General features: G+C 66.6%; 13 protein-coding genes and 1 other RNA gene. 10 read left to right on the top strand and 4 right to left on the bottom strand.

Translation table 11 applies throughout. The features are described 5' to 3' along the window. Window positions 1-3 precede the first annotated feature (3 nt). The 3 genes from PS060_RS02115 (at window position 4) to PS060_RS02105 (ending at window position 3061) form a co-directional block, all read left to right on the top strand. The gene (locus PS060_RS02115; RefSeq protein ID WP_337960227.1) at window positions 4-726 is read left to right on the top strand and encodes an N-acetylmuramoyl-L-alanine amidase; all 723 of its coding nucleotides are present in this window, start codon (window positions 4-6) and stop codon (window positions 724-726) included. A 104-nt stretch (window positions 727-830) separates the two neighbouring features. Then, window positions 831-1248: RNase P RNA component class A (rnpB, locus tag PS060_RS02110), an RNA gene on the top strand. Window positions 1249-1495: 247 nt separating this feature from the next. Continuing rightward, entirely contained in the window at window positions 1496-3061 is a 1566-nt protein-coding gene (locus PS060_RS02105; protein WP_273985126.1) for a pentapeptide repeat-containing protein, read from the top strand. A 4-nt stretch (window positions 3062-3065) separates the two neighbouring features. Here the strand turns inward: PS060_RS02105 and PS060_RS02100 are convergent, their stop codons facing one another. Beyond that, window positions 3066-3824 (bottom strand): metallophosphoesterase, encoded by a 759-nt coding sequence (locus tag PS060_RS02100; RefSeq protein WP_273985119.1) that lies wholly within the window; start codon window positions 3822-3824, stop codon window positions 3066-3068. A 241-nt stretch (window positions 3825-4065) separates the two neighbouring features. Next, window positions 4066-4818, bottom strand: a complete 753-nt coding sequence (locus PS060_RS02095) for an SIMPL domain-containing protein (RefSeq protein ID WP_273985117.1) — start codon at window positions 4816-4818, stop codon at window positions 4066-4068. A gap of 77 nt (window positions 4819-4895) precedes the next feature. Between PS060_RS02095 and PS060_RS02090 the strand changes: the two genes are divergently transcribed. The 6 genes from PS060_RS02090 (at window position 4896) to PS060_RS02065 (ending at window position 11621) form a co-directional block, all read left to right on the top strand. Beyond that, window positions 4896-5333: a VOC family protein gene (locus tag PS060_RS02090; protein WP_273985116.1), complete on the top strand. Its 438-nt coding sequence runs from the start codon at window positions 4896-4898 to the stop codon at window positions 5331-5333. Between the two features lie 126 nt (window positions 5334-5459). Then, window positions 5460-6911 carry a glycosyl transferase family protein gene (locus PS060_RS02085; RefSeq protein ID WP_273985115.1) on the top strand — a complete coding sequence of 484 codons (1452 nt, stop codon included), beginning with the start codon at window positions 5460-5462 and terminating at the stop codon, window positions 6909-6911. Beyond that, window positions 6908-8026 carry a hypothetical protein gene (locus tag PS060_RS02080; RefSeq protein ID WP_273985113.1) on the top strand — a complete coding sequence of 373 codons (1119 nt, stop codon included), beginning with the start codon at window positions 6908-6910 and terminating at the stop codon, window positions 8024-8026. Before PS060_RS02085 ends, PS060_RS02080 begins: the two co-directional genes overlap by 4 nt. A 105-nt stretch (window positions 8027-8131) precedes the next feature. Then, window positions 8132-9046: a sulfite exporter TauE/SafE family protein gene (locus PS060_RS02075; RefSeq protein WP_273985112.1), complete on the top strand. Its 915-nt coding sequence runs from the start codon at window positions 8132-8134 to the stop codon at window positions 9044-9046. Window positions 9047-9065: 19 nt separating this feature from the next. Continuing rightward, on the top strand, window positions 9066-9833 hold the full coding sequence (locus PS060_RS02070) for a TIGR02186 family protein (protein WP_443112429.1): 768 nt from the start codon (window positions 9066-9068) through the stop codon (window positions 9831-9833). A gap of 90 nt (window positions 9834-9923) precedes the next feature. Further along, on the top strand, window positions 9924-11621 hold the full coding sequence (locus PS060_RS02065; protein WP_273985109.1) for an ATP-binding protein: 1698 nt from the start codon (window positions 9924-9926) through the stop codon (window positions 11619-11621). 93 nt (window positions 11622-11714) lie between these two features. Here PS060_RS02065 and PS060_RS02060 read toward each other — a convergent pair whose 3' ends face one another. Continuing rightward, window positions 11715-12449: a 7-carboxy-7-deazaguanine synthase QueE gene (locus tag PS060_RS02060; protein ID WP_273985108.1), complete on the bottom strand. Its 735-nt coding sequence runs from the start codon at window positions 12447-12449 to the stop codon at window positions 11715-11717. Window positions 12450-12927: 478 nt separating this feature from the next. Beyond that, window positions 12928-15660, bottom strand: coding sequence for a valine--tRNA ligase (locus PS060_RS02055; RefSeq protein WP_273985106.1), 2733 nt, complete (start codon window positions 15658-15660; stop codon window positions 12928-12930). 134 nt (window positions 15661-15794) lie between these two features. Between PS060_RS02055 and PS060_RS02050 the strand changes: the two genes are divergently transcribed. Further along, entirely contained in the window at window positions 15795-16907 is a 1113-nt protein-coding gene (locus tag PS060_RS02050) for an MlaE family ABC transporter permease (RefSeq protein WP_273985105.1), read from the top strand. Window positions 16908-16909 lie beyond the last annotated feature (2 nt).

Genomic DNA, 16909 nt, shown 5'->3' with positions numbered 1-16909 from the left:
CGCGTGTCGGGGGGCGATGAACTCATTCACCGCGAACTCCCCTCGCCCAATCATGGCGAGCGCACCGCGCCCGTCTCGATGGTGGTGATCCACTATACCGAGATGAAGCCGGTCGAGACGGCGCTCGCGCGGATGTGCGATCCTGCCGCCAGCGTCAGCGCGCATTACTGCATCACCGAGGAAGGCGAGGTGATCCGTCTCGTGCCCGAAGACCGCCGCGCCTGGCACGCGGGCGCAAGCTATTGGCGCGGGATACCTGACGTCAATTCGGCGAGCATCGGGATCGAATTGGATCATCCCGGCCACGCCCCCGAAAACGGCGGCTATCGCGGCTTTGCCGAAGCGCAGATCGACGCGCTGATCCCGCTGCTGGCGCGGATCGTCAGGCAGTATGACATCCCGCGCGCCAATGTGGTCGGCCATTCCGATGTCGCGCCGATGCGCAAGGTCGATCCGGGCGAGCTCTTCCCGTGGGATCGCCTCGCGCAGCACAAGCTGTGCCTGCCCAAGCCCGAATGCCTTGCGGCGGGCAATCCGTTCCACAATTGGGGCAGCTTCTTCCTCGCGCTGGAACGCTTCGGTTACGACATCACCGATCAGGCCAAGGCGGTCGAGGCCTTCGAGCGTCGCTGGCGGCCCGAGCGGATCACCGGCGTCCCCGATGGCGAGGTGGCCGCGATCCTGTGGCAGCTGCTCCTCGACCGCGATCAGGGGCGGACGCGGTAAGCATCGCGCTGAAAAGTGGGAACCGGTTTTCAGCTTCAGCGATGCGACCACAAAGGACGCTAGTTTTGCTATTCTCGGCGCTTGCCCCTATAGGCCGCCCGGTCAGGGGGCCTGAGGCAGCCGCGTGCTTTCGGGCGCGAGGAAAGTCCGGGCTCCACGAAACAAGGGTGGCGGGTAACGCCCGCCGGCGCTTCCGCATGGGGCGCAAGGGAAAGTGCCACAGAGAGCAAACCGCCGATGGCGACCCGAAAGGGCGCACAGGCAAGGGTGAAAGGGTGCGGTAAAAGCGCACCGGGGGGCTGGCAACAGCAACCGCATGGCAAACCCCACCCGGAGCAAGGCCGAATAGGGGCCGCGCGCCCATCGCCAGATGGGTAGGGGTGTTTCGCCCTGAGCGGCCCGGGTTGGCTGCTAGAGCCGTCGAGCAATCGCCGGCCCAGATGAATGGCTGCCACCTGAGGCCCGTCCCGCAAGGGATACCGCCTCGGGAGACAGAACCCGGCTTATGATGGCCCCCTGATATGATGTATGTGTTGCGCTCGCCCCTCCGGGCGAGCGTCCTCGGTGCTGTTTCGATCCCTGCGGGATCGAGCACCTGCGGCTCGCGCGCGTGCGCTCGCGGCCCGTGCCGGGCCGGATCATTGCGATATTGACACCTTCCATACCCCGCCCCGGGCTTGACCCGTCGCCCCGCTGGCTCCCCCGCTAACAAGGGGTTGGTGCGCGTTGCCCCATCGCGTAACCTCGCGCACGGGAGGAACCGCCGCCAATGCTGACACTCGCCGCCCTCGTCGCCGCTGCCCTTGGTCTTGCCGCGCAGGAGCCGCCCGCGCCGCTTGGCGAGGCTGATTTCGACCGGCTCGATGATTGCGCCGCCGATTACGAAAGCCGCGCCGAGGAACGCGCAGGCTGGTCGATCATCGACGCGCGCGCCATGACCTCGCCCGTCGCGATCCATGCCGCGCTGCTGCGCGCTCTGCCTGAGGGCAAGCGGATCGTGATCCTTGGTGGTGAGTTTCCCAAGGCGGATATGCGGGTTGTCGCCGACGGGCTGGCAAATGCCTGCCTCGTCGACATGAACCTCGAAGGCAGCAATTGGGAGGCAACCCAGATCCCGCAGCTGCAACTGGTGCGCACATCCTTGCGCGAGGCCAAACTCGCCCGCGCGCGCTGGCCGGGGCTGCGCACCCGCGGCGTGGATATCGAAGGGGCGGATTTCTCCCGCGCCGATCTGTCGGGGATGCGCTTCGTATCGGCCTATCAGGGCGCGGGGTTCGGCAGCACCAGCTTTGCCGGGGCCAACCTCAGGGACGCAAGCTTTGCCTGCGGGATCACGGTCGACGAATGGTGCATCAACGCCACCCCCGACCTGACCGGGGCCGACCTCACCGGCGCCGATCTCAGCGGGCTGGGGCTGTGGGATGCGGCGATGCACGAGGGCGCGGTGATCGACAACACCACCATCGCCCCGCGTTCCCTGCCGCGACTGGGCGGCGCGCGCATCATCGGCCCGGTGCGACTGGCGAACTATTTCACCCCCACCTACGAAAGCGAGGATGAGGGCGAGGGCGGGGGCGAGCGCCTGCGGGTCGACATCACCCCTGATGAAGCCCGCAGCCTGATCGCCGCGAGCCTTTCGGTCGTCAGCCCGCCCGACCGCCCCAGCTTCGATTGCGCCAAGGCCGGAACGCCCGTCGAAAAACTGATCTGCGGGCAATTTGCCGAGTATCTGCGCAGCCTCGACCGTGATCTGGCCGAGGTGTGGGGCGAGGTGCGCGCTGCCGGCAAGGGCGATCTCGCCGCCCAGCGCCGCTGGCTTGCGGCAAGGGGGCAGTGCAAGGACGAGACCTGCCTTGTCGACCGCTACGAGGCCCGGCTGGCCCAGCTGCGCGGGCTGCTTGGCCCCGGTATCACCCTCAAGCCGGGGGAAACAGTCAGCTACCACACCGATCTCCTGCCCCTGCCCGATGCGGCGCGGCATGGCGACCTGTATGCGCGCATCATCCCGGTGTTGATCGATGGCAGCTACCAGCGGGTGACGCTGACCGGCGGCAAGGACGGCACCATCGACGCGGTGGGCGATGCCATCGGCGGCAATGCCCACATGTGCGACCTCAACGCGCTGGGGCTGCGGTTCGACCCGGCGAGCGGGTGGTGGAGCCTGCGCGGGACGGAGGGTGCGATGCTGCCGCTGCTGCGCCTTGATGGCCGCCGCATCCATTTCCGTTACAGCGGGAACCTTGGCGACACGCCCGAGGAAGTGGGCGATGTCATCAGCTGCGGCGCGCGGGCCGCCTTCGATAGCGGGATCGACCTATCGCCGCGCCCCGACTGACGGTTCAGTGCGGCCGGTCGCCGTGGAACACCGCCAGCGGCTCGCCGTCGCCACTGCGCGCCTGAAGGATGCGCCGCTGATCGCCTTCGAGCACCAGCGCCGTCAGCACGCCTGACCGGAACGCGCCGGTATCAATCCCGATCCGGTTGCCGCAATCCATCACGTGGTCGAAGATCGTATGACCGTGGACGACCACCTTTTCGAGCGGGCCTTCGTGGCTGAGAAAGCGGTCGCGGATCCACAGCAGGTCGCTGCGCTTCTGCTCGCCGAGCGGGCGCGTGGGATCGACCCCGGCGTGAACGAAGACATAGTCGCCCGCGCGGATCATCGTCTCGAAGCTGGCGATGTAATCGCGCACATCCTGCGGGACGACCTGCGGCAGGCGCTCGAAGATTTCCTCCAGCGTCAGATCCCACAACTGGCGCGAGGAGAAGCCATAGCTCAGCACCGTCTCGCGCCCGCCATGCTTGAGGAAGTGGCGCAAGGCTTCGGGCTTTTCGAAGGCGGCGAGGAACATTTCCTCGTGGTTGCCCGCCAGCACCCGGACATTGCGCGACTGCTGCCACACCCGCGTGCGTTCGACCACGCCCGCGCTGTCGGGGCCGCGGTCAACCAGATCGCCCAGCACGATGATGCGGTGTTCGATCCCCGGAGCGGCGGCGATTTCGCCCTCGATCGCGGCAATCAGCGCCTCATAGAGGTCAAGCCGGCCATGAATGTCGCCGATTGCATAGTAACGGGTGCCGCTTGGCACGCTCGGCATGATTGCCGGGGGAGGGGGAGCAAACAGTTCGCGCAATCGCTGAAGCATGAGCTTTTCAAATTTCCGGTTGTGCGACCCTGACGAAGGGCGAGGCGGCGGATTGCTGTTATGTCGCGCGCCCGGACAAGCTCGGAGCGCATACGCCCCTCAACGCAAGGCTGCAACAAACCCTCCGCTCCTATCGACCAATGGTGCGAAATTGTCGCCCAGTGGCCCGGTAGAGTCCCTTGGCCCGCCCGCGTCAGTCGAGCGTGAAGCTCACGGTCGTGACCACGCGCACCTTCTTGTAGGGGCTGTCGGCGCTGCCCCAGCCGCCCGCTTCGCCGTCACGCGCCTCGATCTCGAAATAGCCCTGGGTTGCGTCCCTGATCTTGCCGACGCCCGATCCGGAATCCTTGGCGAATTGTTCGGCGGCCGCGCGCGCGTCCTTGGTGGCTTCGGCGACCATTTCCGGCTTGATCGCGTTGAGCTTGGTGAAGGTATAGGCCATGCCCGAGCCCTCCTCCAGAAACACCCCGCGCCCGACCAGATCGAACTGCCGCGCGACCGCCTTCTGCGCGCGGGTGATGTCTTCGGTGCGCAGGGCAAGCCGCTGGCGCACCGTGTAGGTGGTCACGCCTTCATTGGTGAAGCTGGTGACATTGGCGCCGGTCGGCTGGAGCGCGTCTGCGGGAAAGCCCAGATCCTTGAAGAAGGCCTCGATCGCGGCGGTATCGGCACGCACCTTGCCCTGCGCTTCGGCAAGGCTGGTGGAGGATGCGGAATAGCTGATCGTCCAGGTCGCAAGGTCGGCGGTGACGTTGCGTTCGGCAAGGCCGCGCACGGTGACCGCGCGCTCGGCATCCTTGGCGCGCAGCAGCCCGTCGCCCAGCAGATACCCGCCTGCGATCATGCCGATCGACAGGATCGCTGCCGTGCCGAACCAGCGCAGCGCAGCCGGCTCGCGCAGAACACCGTTCGCCGAATTCGCCGGTTGCACATCATCGCCGCTCATACCATGTTCCCCGTGAAAGAGTTGATGCGATGAGTTGTGCATCATCGTCGATGAACCGTTTTTGAATGGAATGTGCCATGGTGAAATATCTTCACTCGATGATCCGCGTCGCTGACCCCGCCGCCACGGTCGCGTTTTTCGAACTGATCGGCCTCAGGGAAGTGCGCCGCTTCGACAGCGAACAGGGCCGCTTTACCCTGATCTTCCTCGCCGCGCCGGGACAGGAAGGGCTGGCCGAGGTCGAACTGACCTACAACTGGCCGCCCGAAGACGGCGCCCCGGCGGAGGAATATACCGGCGGGCGCAATTTCGGGCACCTCGCCTACCGGGTCGAGAACATCTACGAGACCTGCCAGCGCCTCGTCGATGCCGGTCACACCCTGCACCGTCCCCCGCGCGATGGACACATGGCCTTCGTCAAATCGCCCGACGGCATTTCGATCGAATTGCTCCAGGAAGGCTATCTCGAGCCGGCCGAGCCGTGGGTGAGCTTGCCCAATATCGGTAGCTGGTAAGCAACCTTCTTTTCGGAGCGGGTGAAATAAACCCGATCTAAACCATTAAAAATTGGGCGACAGTTGCACGGCTTGGTTATGTAATGTAATTTACAGGCGTTTTTGGGGAAGGGGGTCGCCTTGTCCATGTTTGCGCCTGAGCTGTGGCGGGGTCTTGTCCTGCTACAGCACGAATTGCTGCTGTTTGCCGGCGTCTTCTTTCTGATCGGCGCGCTGGACGATCTGGCAGTCGATGGAATCTGGCTGTGGCTCAAGGTCAGTGGGCGGGCGCGCACCGCGCGGCGTGGCCGCGAAGCCTTGCGCGCGCGGCCGCTGTCGGGGCCGGTCGCGGTGCTGATCCCGGCCTGGCGGGAAGCGGCGGTGATCGGGCAGACACTGCGCCACCTGCTCGACACCTGGCCGCACGCCACCCTGCGCCTCTATATCGGCTGCTATCGCAATGACCCTGCGACCCTCGGGGCGGCGATTGCCGCGGCCCGCGGCGATCCTCGGCTGCGGCTGGTGATCCTCGACCGTGACGGGCCGACCACCAAGGCCGACTGCCTCAACCGGCTGCACGCAGCCCTGCTGCTGGATGAAGCGCGCAGCGGGCGGCGCTTTGCCACGGTGGTGTTCCACGATGCCGAGGACATGGTCGATCCGGCGGCGCTCGGCCTGCTGGACGAATGCATCGCGGGCGGGGCGGATTTCGTGCAGCTGCCGGTCGAGCCGCTGGTGCCGCATCACCGCGACTTTGCCGCGCGGCATATCGGCGCGCATTATTGCGAGGAATTTGCCGAGGCGCATGGCAAGGCGATGGTGGTGCGTGATGCGCTGGGGGCGGGGCTGCCGGGCGCGGGCGTGGGCTGCGCGGTATCGCGCCGGGCGCTCGACTGGCTGGTGCGGCGCGAGGGGGATGGCGGAGCGGCGGGCTTGCCGTTCGCCAGCGATTCGCTGACCGAGGATTACGAGCTTGGCCTCGCCGTCGCGGCCGCGGGCGGGCGCTGCCGGTTCGTGCGCGCGCGGGGCGAGGATGGCCGCCTGATCGCCACCCGCGCCTTCTTTCCCCACGCCTTCGACGCGGTGGTGCGCCAGAAGGCGCGCTGGGTGCTCGGGATTTCGCTGCTGGGCTGGGACAGGGTGGGCTGGTCGGGCGGGATCACGGAATTCTGGATGCGCGCGCGCGACCGGCGCGGGCCGCTCACGGCGCTGGTCCTGCTGGTGGGCTATGTGCTGGTGCTGCTGACGGGCGTGATGGGTGTGATGGTGGTCACCGGCCTGTCCGAACCTGTGCCACTGAGCCCGGTGCTGCGCGCGGTGCTCTATGCCAACGCGGTCGCCTTCGGCTGGCGGATCGTCTGGCGTTTTGCCTTCACCGCGCGCGAGCATGGCGTGGCAGAAGGCCTGTTCGCGGTGCTGCGCCTGCCGCTGGCCAATGTCATCGCGATCATCGCCGGGCGGCGCGCGGTGTTTGCCTATGCGCGCACGCTGGCGGGGCGGTCTGCCGTGTGGGACAAGACCGACCATGACACGCATCCCGCAGAGCTCGGCGCGCGCCTGAGGGGGCAACTCGCGCTTGCCGGAGCGCAGCGCCCGTGACCATCGCCGCGCATCGGATCTCGGAGCGCAGCAGGCGGCGGGGCGGGCCGCTGGTGATGCTGGTGCTGCTGCTCGCCGGATGGAGCACGGCGCGGGCGGTGTGGTGGGAAAGCCCCTTTGCCCCGATGGCGAACGCGCTCGACCTGCAGCGCGCGGCGCTGGCCGAGGTGACGCGCGCGGCCCCTCAGCCCGCCTCGTTCGTTCCGGCGACCCTGCCCCTGGCGCGCGCCGCCGGGCCGCATGGCGCGCCCGCCCGCGCCGCAAGCGATCCACGCCTTTCGGCGGCGCGCCGGATGCTGCAACGCGCCGCGCTGCACGATCCCTTGCTGGGGGGAACGCCTGCAACCGGTCTGGCAAGCGCCGCGCCGGATCCGCCGGTTGCGACCCCGCGCGAGGTGCCGCCCCCATTCCTGCCGCCTCTCCCCGCCGCGCGGCAGGCTCCGGCCGGGCGCTGGACCTTCGATGCCTGGGCCTTCTGGCGACAGGGATCGAATGCCGCGCCGGTCTCGCAAGGGCGCGTGCCGATCTATGGGGCAAGTCAGGTGGGCGGCGTGCTGCAATATCGCATCGCCCCCGAGGCAGTGATCGACCCGCGGCTCTATGCCCGCGCCTACCGGGCGATGGTGCGGCAGGGTGAGAACGAACTGGCGCTGGGCGCGTCGCTGCGCCCCTTCGGACGCGTCCCGCTGCGCGCCGCGGCGGAGGTGCGCTACACCGATGCGGCCTTCAGCAACCAGTGGCGTCCGGCCGCCTATGTGGTCACGGAAATCGCCCCGGTCGCGCTTCCCTATGAAGCGCAGCTTGAGGCCTATGGTCAGGCGGGCTGGGTCGGGGGGACGCAGCCCACGGCCTTTGCCGACGGGCAGGCGAGCATCACCCGCGAGCTGCCGCCGGTCGCGCGCCTTACGGGGGATGCGGCGCGGCTGAGCCTTGGTGCGGGCATATGGGGGGGCGCGCAGAAGGATGCGCAGCGCATCGACATCGGGCCGACCTTGCGGCTCGATGTCACGCTCGGCGAGGTGCCCGCGCGCATCAGTATCGACTGGCGCCAGCAGGTCGCAGGCGATGCAGCGCCGCGTTCCGGAGTGGCGGTGACGCTGGCAACCGGGTTTTAGCGCAGCCCCGCGGCGAAGGGCAGAGGACAAGGCTCCCAAAAAACCCCGAGGATACGGGCCTCGCCTGCCTTTCATCCCCCCGCCGCCTCGGCTAGCCTGCGCGTCATGGACGTCTACCTGCCCATCGCGAATCTTTCGGTCAACGGGCTGTTTATCGTGCTGCTGGGCGGGCTGACCGGCATTCTGTCGGGCCTGTTCGGAGTCGGCGGCGGTTTCCTGACGACGCCGCTTTTGATCTTCTACGGCATCCCGCCGACGGTCGCTGCGGCTTCTGCCGCGACGCAGGTGACAGGGGCGAGCGTTTCGGGCGTGCTGGCCCATTCGCGCCGCAAGGGCGTGGACTATCGCATGGGCGCGGTGATGGTCGGCGGCGGGATTGTCGGCGCGCTGATCGGCGGCGCCTTGTTCAGCGTGCTGCAAACGCTCGGCCAGATCGATATCGTCATCAATATTCTCTACGTGCTGATGCTCGGCTCGATCGGGACGCTGATGATGCGCGAGGCGGTGAGCACCCTGCGCCCGGGCCTGCTGGGCAAGGGGCCGCAGGTGCGGAAGCGCCGCCACCACCCGCTGGTCGCGAGCCTGCCCTACCGTTGGCGGTTCTACGCCTCGGGCCTCTACATCTCGCCGCTCGCCCCGGCGATCCTCGGGATGCTGGTCGGCATCCTCACCATGCTGATGGGGGTGGGCGGCGGGTTCCTGCTGGTGCCCGCGATGCTCTATATCCTCGGGATGAGCGGCAATGTCGTGGTCGGCACATCGCTGTTCCAGATCCTGTTCGTGACGATGGTCACCACCATGACCCATGCGCTGACGACCAAGGCGGTCGATCTGGTGCTCGCCGCGCTGCTGCTGCTGGGATCGGTGCTGGGCGCGCAGTTCGGGACGCAGATCGCCTTGAAGGCGCGGCCCGAATATCTCCGCCTTGCGCTGGCCGCGCTGGTGCTGCTGATCGCGCTGCGGATGCTCTACGGCCTCGGGGTGCAGCCGGACGAGATCTACACCGTGGTGCCGCTGTGATGGCCGCTGCGTGAAGCGGATCGCGCTCCTCCTCCTGCTGGGATGGCTCGCCGTGTCCGCGCCGCCAGCTTTGGCGCAGCGCGAGCCGGTGCTGGTGCCCGCCGTCAGCCAGTCGCGGATCGAGGTGCGGCAGGGTTTCACCGGCGCGCGGCTGCTGCTCTACGGCGCGGTGATCGACCCCGCCGGAGCGGGCGCGAACGCCGAGGATTACGACATCGTCGTGGTGCTGAAGGGGCCGACGGAGGCGATCCGTATCCGCGAGAAGGAACGCATCATCGGCATCTGGGCCAATGCCGGGTCGAGCGATTTCCGCTCCGCCCCTGCCTTTTTCGCCGTCGCGTCTTCGCGCCCGATCAAGGAGATCGTCGATGAGCGCACCGCCGCGATCTACGAACTCGGCACCGATTTCATCCAGCTGTCCCCTTCCGGCCAGATCGAGCCGGAGGAGCAGGCCCGGTTTGCCCATGGTCTGGTCGAACTGCGCCGGCGGCAGGGCTTGTTCAAGGAGAGCCCGGGCGGGGTGAAGATCAGCGAAAAGGTGCTCTATCAGGCGCGCATCGATCTGCCCTCCAACGTCACCACCGGGCGCTACACCGCCGAAACCTTCGCCATCGCGCGCGGCCGGGTGCTGGCGAGCGCGACCGCGCGGATCGAGGTGGTCAAGGCCGGGCTCGAAGGGCAGGTGGTGACCGCCGCCCAGCGCTGGTCGTTTTTCTATGGCCTTGGCGCCATTGCGCTTTCGCTGGCGATGGGGTGGCTCGCCGGACGCCTGTTCGCCCGCAACTGACAGGCAACTGAGCCGGACGCGTTGACCCGTTCTTAACCTCATTGGCCGTAATCCTTGCCGGGTTTCGACGCTGCGCAGGGAAAGGCGCCAATGACCGATCACGCAAGGCAGGATTTCGAGCGCTTCACCGGCCCCAATCCGGTCGGCGAGGAAGAGCACGCCCCGGCCAATGCCCGCAGCGGGCATGACAATGCGCGCCTGCCGATCGGGGTGGTGCTGGAGATCTCCGGTTCGGGCTCGCAGATCGCGCTCGATTTGCAGCGCATCAATGAATGTATGAAGGATCCCGATGCCTCGGTCGCGATGGCCGGGCAGGTCGGCAGCCAGATCAAGATCCGCGTGGGCGATGCCTGGCTGCTCGCCAACGTGCGCGACCAGCGCAAGGATCGCCGCACCGAAGGCGGGATCATCGCCCATATCGACTTCCTCGGCGAAGGCGGCGAGGAAAAGCTGACCGGGAACATCCACGGTTTCAAGCGCGGGGTCACCCGTTACCCCATTCCCGGCGCGATGATCTATCCCTGCACCACGCGCGACCTTGAACAGATCTACGCCAGCGACGGGCGCGCCAGCATCACCATCGGCAAGGTGTTCCCGACCAAGGACATCCGTGCGGGGCTCTATATCGACGCCATGCTTGGCAAGCACTTCGCGCTGCTCGGATCGACCGGTACCGGCAAGTCGACCAGCGCCGCGCTGATCCTGCACCGCATCTGCGAGGCCGCGCCCAAGGGTCACATCGTGATGATCGACCCCCATGGCGAATATTCGGCCGCATTCCGCACCACGGGGCAGATCCTCGACGTCTCGAACCTCCAGATGCCCTACTGGCTGATGAACTTCGAGGAACATTGCGAAGTGCTGCTGTCGAGCAGCGGCAATGACCGCCAGACCGACAGCGACATTCTCGCCAAGGTGCTGCTCGCCGCACGCTCGAAAAGCCGGTTGGCGCAGACCATGGGCAAGATCACGGTGGACAGCCCGATCCCCTATCTGCTGTCCGATTTCAGCAATATCCTGCAGGACGAAATGGGCCGCCTCGACAAGGCAACCTCGTCGGCGCCCTATATGCGGATCAAGCAGAAGCTCGATGAGCTGAAGGCCGATCCGCGTTACCAGTTCATGTTTTCCGGGATGCTGGTGGGCGACACGATGGTGGAGTTCATCGCCAAGATCTTCCGGATGCCCGGCTATGGCAAGCCGATCTCGATCATCGACGTCTCGGGCGTGCCCTCGGACATCACCTCGACGGTGGTCGCGGTGCTTTCGCGCCTGGTGTTCGACTTTGCCATCTGGGGCCGCGAGGAAAAGACCCGGCCCGTGCTGCTGGTGTGCGAGGAAGCGCACCGCTACGTCCCCAACGAGAAGAACGCCGATGGCTCGTCGGTCGGCAAGATCTTGAGCCGCATCGCAAAGGAAGGGCGCAAATACGGCATTTCGCTGGGCCTCATCACCCAGCGTCCCTCAGACCTTGCCGAAGGCGTGCTGTCGCAGTGCGGCACGATCATTTCGATGCGCCTCAACAACGACCGCGACCAGGCCTTCGTGCGCGCGGCGATGCCCGAAGGCGCGCGCGGGTTCCTCGATTCGATCCCGGCGCTGCGCAACCGCGAATGCATCATTTGCGGCGAAGGCGTGGCGATCCCGATCCGCGTCAGCTTCGATGCGCTGGAAGAACACAAGCGCCCGGCCTCCGAAGACCCGAGCTTCGTCGAATTGTGGAGCAAGGACGGCGGCGAGGAAGAATTGGTCGACCGCGTGGTGATGCGCTGGAGATCGCAAGGGTAAGTTCCCACCCCTAACCCCTCCCGCAAGCGGGAGGGGGACTGGGTGGCGCTGATCCTCCCCTCCCGCTTGCGGGAGGGGTCGGGGGTGGGCCTGTCAGGTGCCTCGCGTATCGCCATACAAATGAATATGCATCCGGTCGCTCATGCGGAAGCCGTGCTTCAGGCACAGGTCCGATAGCCACGCCTGCCGCGCCCGCAGCGTTTCGCTGTCCGTCCCCTCGGCCATCAGGAACACGCGTTCGGGCCGGAAGCGGTAGCGGGCGTGGAGGGCGAGCACCTCGTCCACATCTGCCGGCGCGGCGATCACGAACTTGAGGAAGGCGCGCGGCTCGCTCGCCCATGCGTCGAGCCTTTCGGGGATCAGCGCCAGATCGGCGGGGTTGCCGCTGTGCGAGAGCTTGGGGCTGACATTGTACTGATCGACCCGCACATCGAGCCGGGCGGGCGGGGCGACCGTGCCGTTGGTTTCGATCTCCACCGCGATATCGGGCAAGTGCGCCAGCATTTCGGCCAAGGCGCCTGCCTGAAGCAGCGGCTCGCCCCCGGTGATGACAAGGCGTGTCTGGCCCAGCGCCGCGATCCGCTCCGCCGTTTCTACGGGCGAGAGCGTCACCTGATTGGCCTTGCGGTCATAGGCCACGCCATCGCGGTGCGGCCGGTTATCGCCCTCGAAACGCCAAGTATAGGCCGTGTCGCACCAAGTGCAGGCAAGGTTGCAGCGCGACAGCCGCACAAAGGCGACCGGGACGCCCATGCTCGGCCCTTCACCCTGAAGCGAGGCGAAAATCTCCGGCCCGCCGGTGTCGTCGGTGGCAAGGGCGAGGTTCATTGGCCGGCCTGCAATAAGCGTGACAAAGGTGACACGGTGTCACCTTCCCAACAGGCTTGAAACCTGTTGAAAATCAGATTCTTGGTCAAGAAATTGCGAAGCGGACGGACAAAATCTGTGCGCGCGGAAAGAGGGATGAAGCGACAAGACATATCCGGCCTATGCCACGATTTGCCGGCGTAGGAAATTTGCACGGCCCATGGATCTGGCGACGGCGGCGCAGGAGGGCTTTCTGCCGAAAGCTGCCGTTCGGGAAACGACCTCGAAGTGGTCATTGCTCTCCGCCTTCCCGGGCTTGACCCGGGACCCCGCTTTTTTGCACGCCGACCGGGAAAAAGGCAGCGGGGCCCCGGATCAAGTCCGGGGAGACGACGAGGGTGGGCGGCAGCCAACCACCCATCTGCCGTCACGGCGCTACCGCCCGGCCTGTCCTGAAAGCGGACGTTGGGCCGGGCGATGGCTTGGATTGCGCGTAAAGCTACCCCAGCCGCGCCAGTGCTGCCGTCAGCCTTTCGACCTCGCCCTTGTGATGGGCGAGATCGGCGCGGGCCTTCTCGACGGCTTCGGGCTTGGCCTTCTCGGCGAAGGCGGGGTTGGACAGGCGGCCTTCGAGGCTCTTGGCTTCCTTGGTGCTGGTCGCCAGCGCCTTTTCGAGCCGCGCCTTCTCCGCCGCGATGTCGACGATCCCTTCCAAGGGAATCACGAAAACATCCTCGCCCGCGGTCACCTGCATCGCGGGGCCAGCGGGTGCTTCGCCTAGGTGCACGGGGGTGAGGCGCGCGAGGCGCTCGATGGCCGCTGACGAGCGCTCGATGGTGCGTGCCGCCACATCGGAAGGTGCCGCCAGCCACGCCGCCAGCTTCGCACCCGGGGCGATGCCGAGTTCGTTCTTGGCGCTGCGGGTGCTGGTGGTGAGGTCGATCACCCAGTCGATCGCGTCGGTCGCTTCCTTGCTCACCTCAGCTTCCGGCTTGGGCCACTGCGCCACGATCAGCTCGTAATCGCGCGCGCCCAGCTTGTGCCACAGCTCTTCGGTGATGAAGGGCATGAAGGGGTGGAGCATGACGAGGATCTGGTCGAGTGCCCACCCGGCGACCGCACGGGTTTCCACCGCCGGCGGGCTGTCGGCGTCACCCGCGAAGACCGGCTTGATCAGCTCCAGATACCAGTCGCAGAACTTGCTCCACGTGAACTGGTAGATCGCATTGGCCGCCGCGTCGAAGCGCAGGTCGGCCATCGCCTTTTCGATCTCGGCAACGCAGGCCGCGACTTCGCCGATGATCCACTGGTTGGCGGCGAGACGGGCCGTGGGAGCCTTGACCGTGTCGGACGCACCGATCCCGTTCGACTGGCAGAAGCGCGCCGCGTTCCACAGCTTGGTGGCAAAGTTGCGGTAACCCTCGACCCGCTTTTCATCCATCTTGATGTCGCGGCCCTGGCTCTCCATTGCCGCCATGAAGAAGCGCAGCGCATCGGCCCCGTATTGGTCGATCAGGCCGAGCGGATCGACCACATTGCCCTTGGACTTCGACATCTTCGCGCCATCGGCCGCGCGCACGAGGCCGTGGAGGTAGAGCGTGTCCCAGGGCTTCTGGCCCATGTTGTAGAAGCCCATCATCATCATCCGCGCATCCCAGAAGAACAGGATGTCGAAGCCGGAGATGAGGAGGCTGTTGGGGAAGTGTTTTGTGAGGAGCGGCGCGCCGTTCTCCGGCCACCCCAGCGTGGCGAAGGGCCACAGGGCGCTGGAGAACCAGGTGTCGAGCACGTCCTCGTCCTGACGCAGCGCCACGCCTTCGCCAGCGAGCGCCTGCGCGGCCTCGGCGGTTTCGGCGACGAAGCAGCGGCCATCATCGGCAAACCACGCCGGAATCCGGTGCCCCCACCACAGCTGGCGCGAGACGCACCACGGCTGGATGTTCTCCATCCAGTTGAAGAAGGTCTTCTCCCACGTCTTGGGCACGATCTGGATGTCGCCGCTGCGCACCGCTTCGATCGGCTTCTTGGCGAGTTCCGCGGCGTTCACATACCACTGGTCGGTGAGCCACGGCTCGATCACCACGCCGCCGCGGTCGCCGAAGGGGGTGGCGATCTGGCGCGGTTCGGCGTCGTGCTCGACGGGGTTGCCTTCCTTGTCCTTGGTGATGTGCGGGATCAGGAGGCCAAGCGCCTTCATCCGCGCGACCACCAGCTCGCGCGCGCCGTCCAAGCCGTCGCGCTTGAAGCGGTGGAGGCCGAGGAACTCTTCCGGCACCAGCCCGTCAGCGGTCTGGCAGACGTTGGCCTCGGCATCGAGCATATTGAGCATTTCGCCAGCCGCTATCCCGGCGCGCTTGCCCACTTCGAAGTCATTGAAATCGTGCCCCGGCGTGATCTTGACGCAGCCGCTCCCCAACTCGGGGTCGGCGTGCTCGTCCGCGATCACCGGGATGCGGCGGCCGGTGAGCGGCAGCACAACGAACTTGCCGACCACGCTCTGATAACGCGGATCAGCCGGGTTCACCGCCACCGCCATGTCGGCGAGCATCGTCTCGGGGCGAGTGGTGGCGACTTCGAGATAATCGCGGCCATCGGGCAGGGTTGCGCCGTCGGCGAGCGGGTATTTGAAGTGCCAGAAGCTCCCCGCGATGGTCTGGGTTTCCACCTCAAGGTCGCTGATCGCGGTCTTGAGTTTCGGGTCCCAGTTCACCAGCCGCTTGTCGCGGTAGATGAGGCCATCATTGTAGAGGTCGACGAAGGTCTTGATCACCGCCTTGGTAAAGTGCGGGTCCATCGTGAACTGCTCGCGGCTCCAGTCCATCGAGCAGCCCAAGCGGCGCAGCTGGTTGGTGATGGTGCCGCCGCTTTCGGCCTTCCACTCCCACACCTTCTCGACAAAGGCCTCGCGCGAGTAGTTGGTGCGCTTGTCCTGCCGTGCCTCCATCTGGCGCTCGACCACCATCTGGGTCGCGATGCCTGCGTGGTCGGTGCCCACGACCCACAGCGCGTCTTTCCCGCGCAGGCGCTCATAGCGGATCACCACGTCCTGCAGCGTGTTGTCGAGCGCGTGGCCGATGTGGAGGCTCCCCGTCACGTTGGGCGGCGGGTTGACGATGGTATAGGCCTCCGCCTCGGGGCGATCGGGCCGGAACAGGCCGTTCGTCTCCCAGTGGGAATACCAGCGCGCTTCGATGGCAGCGGGGTCGAAAGTGGTGGGCAAGGTGTCGCTCATGATAGGCCGCGCCATGCCAGCACCCTTGTTGCGATGCAATGTGATTGAGAGAGCGACGGCGCGAGCAAGGCGCGCCTGCAACTGGCCGCGAGAGCCTTGTCGGCGGCGGAAAATCACCCCATAGCCTGATCCCGATGCAGCAAGCCGCGCAATATTCGCTGGAGCCAGCAGGGGAAGGGGCCGCGCGGCTGGTGCTGTCAGGACAGCTGACCCTGGCCAGCATCGCCGCCATCGAACCGCAGTTGAAGGCGATCGCCGAGCCGCTCGGCAGCGTCGACATCGCCGCCGTGGATGAAATCGACACGGTCGGCGCCTGGGTCGTGTGCCGCCTGGCGCATCAGCATGACAGCGAGATCACCGGCGCAAGCCCAGCGGCCGAGCGGCTGCTCGAAGCCGTGCGCGGGATCGATGCCGATGGCCCCATGCACCCGGATCGCCCGCCGGTGTGGGAGCGCGTGCCGCTTGCGGTGGGCGAAAAGGTGTTCGGCGCGCGCGGCGGGATCTACCGCGTGGTCGGCTTCTTCGGGCAGATCCTGATCGGCTGCGGCAGCCTGCTGCGCCATCCCTCGCGTTTTCCGATCAAAGCGCTGGTGCACCAGATGGAGCTGGTCGGCGTCACCGCGCTGCCGATCATCGGCTTGATGAGCTTCCTGATCGGCATCGTCATTGCCCAGCAGGGCTCGGTGCAGCTCGAGCAGTTCGGGGCCGAGGCGCTGACGGTGAACCTCGTCGGGCGCATCACCTTGCGCGAACTCGGCGTGCTGATGACCGCGATCATGGTCGCCGGTCGATCGGGCAGCGCCTTTGCCGCGCAGCTCGGCACGATGAAGCTGACCGAAGAGATCGACGCGATGCGCACCATCGGCATCTCTCCCATCGAGGTGCTGGTGATCCCGCGCATCCTGGCGGCGACCTTCATGATGGTGCTGCTGGGCTTCTATTCCTCGCTGATGGCGATCATCGGCGGGGCGGTGGTGGGCGACCTCACGCTCAATATCCCGTTCTGGACGTTCCTGTCGCGGATTCAGGAAGTGGTGCCCGAACATGACCTGTGGGTGGGGCTGATCAAGGCGCCGGTGTTCGGGCTGATCGTGGCGCTGGCGGGCTGCTTCAACGGCCTGCAGGTGCGCGGCAATTCCGAAGAGGTCGGGCGGCGCACCACCATGGCGGTGGTCTCGGCGATCTTTGCAGTGATCGTGCTCGACGCCTTCTTCGCGGTGTTCTTCACCGAAATCGGGTGGGGCTGAGC

It is taken from the genome of Erythrobacter sp. BLCC-B19 (assembly GCF_028621955.1).
Lineage (GTDB): Bacteria > Pseudomonadota > Alphaproteobacteria > Sphingomonadales > Sphingomonadaceae > Erythrobacter.
This window is presented reverse-complemented; position numbering and strand designations above follow the sequence as displayed.

Coding starts and splice junctions, on each gene's coding strand:
- PS060_RS02055 (WP_273985106.1), bottom strand. CDS start 15,660: ATGAGCGACACCTTGCCCACCACTTTCGACCCCGCTGCCATCGAAGCG.
- PS060_RS02090 (WP_273985116.1), top strand. CDS start 4,896: ATGGTGAAATATCTTCACTCGATGATCCGCGTCGCTGACCCCGCCGCC.
- PS060_RS02065 (WP_273985109.1), top strand. CDS start 9,924: ATGACCGATCACGCAAGGCAGGATTTCGAGCGCTTCACCGGCCCCAAT.
- PS060_RS02100 (WP_273985119.1), bottom strand. CDS start 3,824: ATGCCGAGCGTGCCAAGCGGCACCCGTTACTATGCAATCGGCGACATT.
- PS060_RS02050 (WP_273985105.1), top strand. CDS start 15,795: ATGCAGCAAGCCGCGCAATATTCGCTGGAGCCAGCAGGGGAAGGGGCC.
- PS060_RS02095 (WP_273985117.1), bottom strand. CDS start 4,818: ATGAGCGGCGATGATGTGCAACCGGCGAATTCGGCGAACGGTGTTCTG.
- PS060_RS02075 (WP_273985112.1), top strand. CDS start 8,132: ATGGACGTCTACCTGCCCATCGCGAATCTTTCGGTCAACGGGCTGTTT.
- PS060_RS02105 (WP_273985126.1), top strand. CDS start 1,496: ATGCTGACACTCGCCGCCCTCGTCGCCGCTGCCCTTGGTCTTGCCGCG.
- PS060_RS02085 (WP_273985115.1), top strand. CDS start 5,460: ATGTTTGCGCCTGAGCTGTGGCGGGGTCTTGTCCTGCTACAGCACGAA.
- PS060_RS02060 (WP_273985108.1), bottom strand. CDS start 12,449: ATGAACCTCGCCCTTGCCACCGACGACACCGGCGGGCCGGAGATTTTC.